This is a genomic window from Streptococcus sp. UBA632 (assembly GCF_002300045.1).
GTDB lineage: Bacteria > Bacillota > Bacilli > Lactobacillales > Streptococcaceae > Streptococcus > Streptococcus alactolyticus.
Window position 1 is genome coordinate 1 of record NZ_DBPA01000001.1, and the last position, 6,694, is coordinate 6,694.

The 6,694-nt window shown below is 39.2% G+C and carries 3 protein-coding genes and 2 pseudogenes; all 5 read right to left on the reverse strand.

From position 1 onward, the window contains the following. Positions 1-87 precede the first annotated feature (87 nt). A pseudogene (locus B3473_RS00005) lies at positions 88-1,437 on the reverse strand (BglG family transcription antiterminator); the annotation flags it as partial. Between the two features lie 19 nt (positions 1,438-1,456). Continuing rightward, a pseudogene (locus B3473_RS00010) lies at positions 1,457-3,230 on the reverse strand (PTS mannitol-specific transporter subunit IIBC). A 141-nt stretch (positions 3,231-3,371) separates the two neighbouring features. Then, positions 3,372-5,186: a glutamine--fructose-6-phosphate transaminase (isomerizing) gene (glmS, locus tag B3473_RS00015; RefSeq protein ID WP_235280598.1), complete on the reverse strand. Its 1,815-nt coding sequence runs from the start codon at positions 5,184-5,186 to the stop codon at positions 3,372-3,374. Positions 5,187-5,404: 218 nt separating this feature from the next. Continuing rightward, entirely contained in the window at positions 5,405-5,962 is a 558-nt protein-coding gene (gene lepB / locus B3473_RS00020; protein ID WP_235281243.1) for a signal peptidase I, read from the reverse strand. A 352-nt stretch (positions 5,963-6,314) separates the two neighbouring features. Next, entirely contained in the window at positions 6,315-6,662 is a 348-nt protein-coding gene (locus B3473_RS00025) for a hypothetical protein (RefSeq protein ID WP_154455264.1), read from the reverse strand. Between the last annotated feature and the right edge of the window lie 32 nt (positions 6,663-6,694).

Genomic DNA, 6,694 nt, shown 5'->3' on the forward strand with positions numbered 1-6,694 from the left:
CGATACCTTTGGCAATCAATTCTGCAATCAAAGGCAAAATGTTTGGCCCGATCGCTGTTGTGATAATATCAGCGTTTGCAATAGCATCGACAACTGCTTAATGTCTTGGTCTTGTAAAACACTGGTTGACAACAAACAGTCATAAGAACGTTTGTCATCCACCGTGTATTGTGACAAGGTTTTCACCGCGATTGTCCCAACAAATGGGGCAATGGTCTTAATCCGTGTGACCAGCAACTCCGTTGCCAGCGGGCGTTCATCAGTCAACAACAGCAGATGAACAGGGTAAATGTCAGGACTACGCCGCAAACTTGAGGCAAAATGCAAGGTAATCAACTCATACTCACGGTCATTTTGAAAATAAGCTGGAAAGATTTCTTTGACCAACAAACTCACCACGCGATACAGGTAATCATTGCTTTTGATAACATGATGAGCAATAGTATTGGTCGCCGAATCCTCAAAAATCACTGGAATGGCTAAGTTTAAGCGAATATGATTGAACAAAAACTTAAAGAGTAGCTGGTCCTTGGCAAAATTGATTTTAGTGTAGCGCCCCACCTTATCAATCAGATTAGATACGTTATAGAAAAACTCACTATCGAAATTTTCATTAAACAAGGGGGTATTTTGACGCTTGATGACCAATTCATCCATCAAGGAAGCATAGTATAAAATCTCTTTTAAGCTGTAAAATTCTTGACTTAAGTGCGACAAGTGAGCAAAGACCTTCTGTGAAAATTCCAATGATACTTTGCTAACAGGAGTGGGATTCACTTCAAAAGTATCCCAATTAGACAAGGATAATAAAATAATGAAAAATTGATTTAATTTAGCATCAAATTCTGGTAATTCCTCTTGGTATTTCTGGAAAGCTTGCGTAGCTTGTTGCAGACGCTCAGCAGAAATGCAATCAAAGATACCACAGTCTTGCTGCCAAAATTGAGGTAAAGGAATATTCTGCGTTAGCAAAATGGCTAACAGACGGCGTTTCATTTGGCTATGACCAACGGCTAAACCATAGCCTTTACGCCTTTTTAAGACCAAGTTAAAATCTTTCAAACGTTTTTCAATATCAGCAATATCTTGAATGACAGTAACGTTGCTGACACCAAACTGGTCTTGTAAGCTTTCATTGGTGATATTCTCACGGCTGATAAGCAAGTTGTAGGTGATGAGATTGAGGCGTTCATTGCGCGTGTAAGTCGCTTGTGCGCTCAATTCAGAAATGTTTTCAAAATCACCTGATAAATAATATTTATTGTTTTCTTTGATAATAGCAATGCCCAACGTGGCTAGGCTATTGGTCAAATCCGACAAGGTTCGATAAACCGTTCGTTTAGACACGCCTAGCATTTCAGACATATTATCCATTGAAAGCTTTCCAAACTTTAAGAAAGCTTTCAATAGTTGTTCTTCTCGTTTTGTTAATAGCATCCTAGGACTACTTTCCGTTTTAATGAGAGATACGAGCAATCATTTTGTCGTACTCAGGTGTTGTGACTAAACTATCAACAACCAAGAGTTGCGCATCACGAGCGTATTTTTGCACATCTGTTTGATTTGCAATATTAGAAACAATGAGAATATTATTCGCGTTAAAGGCTGGTAGGTCTTCATTGGCCACTTTTGAAACAGGGATAGCAATGCCCTTGTTCTTGAAGATAGCTTTCAAGGTTGCTTCACCCATAGTGACAGACCCTCTTGCTTTTCCGTAAGCAAAGACTACTTCATCAATTTGATTCAAGTCAATCTGTACGGGAGCTTTTTCACTCACTTGTTGATTAACAGGGACTGTTTCTTCAGCTGGTGCTTCGCTTGCTCCACTCAAACGAGTCACAATCTCATCGTATTTTGGTGTTGCAAGGAAATTGTCAACGCTGACGTGAATCGCGCTTGGTGTTTTCTGAGCCGCACGTTCTGCCAATTCTTCTTGGGTTACAATCAAAGTATTTGGCGTATCAGTTAGGTTTGAAATCGCTTTATTTGTTACAGGAATATCCAAACCAGCTTTTTTCACTTTTTCTCTCAAGATTGAAGCACCCATAGCTGAACTTCCCATACCTGCATCACAGGCAAAGATGATTTGTTGCACAGCGTCAGTGCTAATCATGAGTTCTTCTTGTGATGGTGCAACTTCTTGACCTTTTGAAGCTGCTTTAGCTGCTTGGCTAGCTGCCTGAGCTGACTCAAGCGAATCGCTTTCTGATCTGTCTGCTTTCAAAATCACAGATGCCACTAGGAAAGATGCCACAGCTGCCGCTGCCACACCAGCAATAACAGGTAAGTAACCGCCTCTTGGTGTCATGGCTAAGATAGCGATAATAGAACCAGGTGAAGCTGCTGCTGATAGACCAGCTCCTAGAAGTTGGAAAGTAAAGGGTTCCCACAACACCCCCAGCAATGGCCGCTAGGAATAAAAGCGGTTTCATCATAACGTATGGGAAATAGATTTCATGAATCCCACCCAAGAATTCAATAATAACTGCTCCTGGTGCTGATGATTTAGCTGAGCCTTTACCAAAGAATGAGTAAGCAAGCAAGATACCAAGACCAGGACCAGGGTTAGATTCTAGCAAGAAGAGAATTGATTTCCCTGCTTCTGCGACTTGTTCTGTTCCAAGCGGTGTAAAGATACCGTGGTTAAGCGCGTTATTTAAGAAGAGAACCTTGGCTGGCTCAATCAAGATATTTGCCAGTGGTAACATTTTCGCGTTGATAATAGCTTGAACCCCGACACCGATAGCAGCTGTCAAACTAGAAACAACTGGACCAACTGCTAGAAAAGCAAGAATAATCAAAATAAATCCGATAATCCCAGCTGAGAAGTTATTTAATAACATTTCAAATCCAGGACGAATTTTTTCTTGGAATTTCTCGTCAAATTTCTTGATACACCATGCTCCCAAAGGTCCCATAATCATGGCACCGATAAACATGGTTACTGATGACCCAACAATAGCACCGAAGGTTGCCATAGCACCTACAACTGCACCACGTTGTCCATAAACATTAAACCCTGCCGTATAACCAATTAACAAAGGCAAGAGATAGGTCAAGATTGGTGATACCATTACACTTAGCGTGGGATTTGGGAACCAGCCTGTTTCGATGAATAGCGTTGCCAATATCCCCCATGCGATAAAAGCGCCAATATTAGGCATAACCATGTTGGATAAGGTTGTCCCTAATTTTTGGACTCTTACTTTTAATGCACTTTTGTTTTCCATTAGCCGTTTCCTCCTTTTTTCTTAACTATATTATAATATGTTTTGTAAGCATTTTAAACTAAAGTTTTGGCAAAATTTTTGTGACAAAAAAAGCCTGGACGACAAATCCAGACTTTTTAGGGTTCTATTATTTAAAAACTATTATTCAACCGTTACCGCTTTAGCCAAGTTACGTGGTTTATCAACGTCAAGACCACGTTGTAATGACGCAAAGTAGGCAATCAATTGAGTTGGGATAACCATTGAAATGCTCGTCAAGTAAGGGTGGACGCGGTTAACCACTATATCATCTCCTGGTTTTGACAACCCTTCTTCAACGATAGTCAAGACATTAGCACCGCGGGCAGACACTTCTTGGATATTACCACGCGTATGGCTTGCTACTGCTTCACTTGATGAAATCAAACCAAGAACAGGTGTGCCATCTTCAATCAGAGAAATGGTACCGTGTTTCAATTCACCAGCCGCAAATCCTTCACATTGAATGTATGAGATTTCTTTCAATTTCAAGCTAGCTTCCATAGCAACGTAGTAATCATTGCCACGGCCAATGTAAAAGGCGTTGCGAGTATCTTTTAACAAAGCTTCTACTTTTTCTGAAATGCTGTCTTTTTCTGAAAGAGTTGCCTCGATTGATTGTGCCACGATAGACAATTCATGTACCAAGTCAAATTCAAGGGCTTCTTTCTTACCATTTGCTTCTCCGACTGCTTTAGCAAGGAAGGCAAGTGCCGCAATTTGTGCAGTGTATGCTTTTGTAGAAGCAACTGCAATTTCAGGACCAGCATGCAACAACATGGTATAAGTGGCTTCACGTGACAAGGTTGAACCAGGAACGTTTGTCACGGTCAAACTTGGGATACCCATTTGGTTTGCTTTCACTAAAACCTGACGGCTATCTGCTGTTTCACCAGATTGGCTAAGTAGGATAAACATTGGTTTTTTGCTCAACAATGGCATATTATAGCCCCATTCTGACGCAATTCCCAATTCAACTGGTGTATCCGTCAATTTTTCAAGCATAGCTTTTGAAGCAAAACCAGCGTTGTAAGATGTTCCTGCTGCCAAGATATAAATACGGTCACATTCTTGCACGGTTTTAACAATCTCAGGGCCAACCAACATATTGCCTTCGCTGTCGGCATAGGTATTGATTAATTTACGCATAACAGTTGGTTGTTCATCGATTTCTTTAAGCATGTAGTAAGGGTAAGTTCCTTTACCAATGTCAGACAAGTCCAACTCAGCTGTGTAAGATTCGCGTTCGATAAGGTTGCCGTCATAATCTGTTACAGTTACAGAATCTTTTGTCAAAACAACCAATTCTTTATCGTGAATTTCCATGAATTCACTAGTTTCACGAATCATTGCCATCGCATCTGAGCAGACCATGTTGTAACCATCACCCAAACCAATCAAAAGTGGTGATTTGTTTTTAGCAACGTAGATAGTATCTGGATCTTCAGCATCAATCAAAGCAAAAGCGTATGACCCTTCGATGATGTGCAATGCTTTTTTAAAGGCTTCTAAAACAGACAAACCATCTGTAACAAATTGTCCAATCAAATGAACAGCAATTTCTGTATCGGTTTCACCTTTCAAATGATGTCCGGAAAGGTATTCTTCTTTGATTTGCAAGTAATTTTCAATCACACCATTGTGAACCAAAACAAAACGCCCTGTTTCTGATGTGTGAGGGTGAGCATTTTCTTCAGTCGCATGACCGTGTGTTGCCCAGCGCGTATGACCGATACCAGTGTAGCCAGCCACATCCATCCCGATTTTAGCACGAAGGTCTGCAATACGACCAACTGATTTGATTAAGCGTCCTTGATTTACACCGTTTGTCACAAAAATCCCAGCAGAATCGTAACCACGATATTCCAACTTTTCAAGACCTTGCATCAAAATATCTGTTGCATTTTTGTTTCCAACAACACCAACAATACCACACATAACATGTCACCTATTAGCAAGACACCCTTGCTATTTCTTTCTTATTTTTTAATTGGTATAATCCTATAGTCATCAATAAAAACTAACAAAATCAGTATATAACTTTATATTATTAATGTCAACAATAAAATTGGTATAGTTTATTTAGACCAATAGCAAACGCTTTATTTTTCCTATGATTATTCCTTTTGAAAATACAAAAAAACAGAGTAGCTAAACTACTCTGTTGTCAGAAAACCAAATTGACTTAGCGGCCATAATTTGAAGGTCACAACTCCTCGAATTTGTTTTGCCTTAATCAAGCCAAATTTACGGCTGTCATTAGTGTTTTGACGGTCATCGTTTAGCACCAAATAACTACCCTTTGGAATTTTAGTTTCTTTGTTATCTGTCAATGTTTCAATCGAAAAATCTGACGTAAAAGGCATTTGGCTATCAGATGAGGCCGTGTATTTTGATTTCATCTGGCTGATATAAGGTTCTTCCTTGGCGACATTATCGATATACAAAATATCATCCATCACCGTCGCAGTCTGACCAGGTGTCGCAATCACACGGCTGATGTAGAAAGTGCCATCTTCTTCATATACCACAAAATCCTTGTACTGCGGCTGCCTATTGCGATTAACCACTACGACATCCCCATTTGACAAATAGGAATTGACCGCATCGTCATGAACTCTAAATGTTGAAAAAACAAAAATCCTTAATAAAACAAGGACAAAAATAGCAATGAGCGCTATAATAATATTTCGAATAAAATCACGCTTTACCATACCTACTCCTATTCTTCTAATTATTATACCATGTTTAAAGGTATAAAAAAAGTAGGCATGAGACTAAAAAAGTATTTTTTAATCGCTTCCAAAAAAGATATCTAAATAAACCAAGTTATAGGAGACTTGTCAATAAACTGCGTAAAAATATTTTTGCCTGCTAGAGCTGTATCAACCTAGCTGGAGATGTGTATATTATCACTGATTTTTTTCTGCTATAATTAAGCTAGAAAAGAGGTGAATATTATGACTAAATCAGAACTCGCTCCGTATCTTAATGCTGTGACAAATGAAGAACGCACATTTTTAATTTGTCAAACTTCAGAAGGAGCATATATTGGTGAATCTAGTCCTACTTGCGATGATAAGAGCTTCGTCCTAGCCTACGACGACGTGTTCGCAGACATCCCGTTTGAAGCTGTTCAGAAGGCTTCCTTACTTCGTTTTTAATATTATCGTTCATCCAAATACTGAATAAAAATTGATATTGCCTAACTGTCTTCTTTGTTCTGTTAGCCGGATGGATAGTAATACTAAGAAACTCTTCGTGAGTCAATCGTTGCCCTGTTCGTTTGAGCAGGGTTTTAAATAATTCGTACGGCACTTCAAATGAAACTTGATCCAACCCAGTCTCTCTTTCGTAATTTGGGTGTAAACCAAATAGTTCTCTATCTGTTTTTGATAATGCTATTTCTTTCATGTATTATCCTTTCTAAATTCATCTAAGCTAAC

What these genes read in the sequence shown, in the direction of transcription:
- glmS (WP_235280598.1), bottom strand. Translation starts at nt 5,186, where the DNA reads ATGTGTGGTATTGTTGGTGTTGTTGGAAACAAAAATGCAACAGATATT.
- lepB (WP_235281243.1), bottom strand. Translation starts at nt 5,962, where the DNA reads ATGGTAAAGCGTGATTTTATTCGAAATATTATTATAGCGCTCATTGCT.
- B3473_RS00025 (WP_154455264.1), bottom strand. Translation starts at nt 6,662, where the DNA reads ATGAAAGAAATAGCATTATCAAAAACAGATAGAGAACTATTTGGTTTA.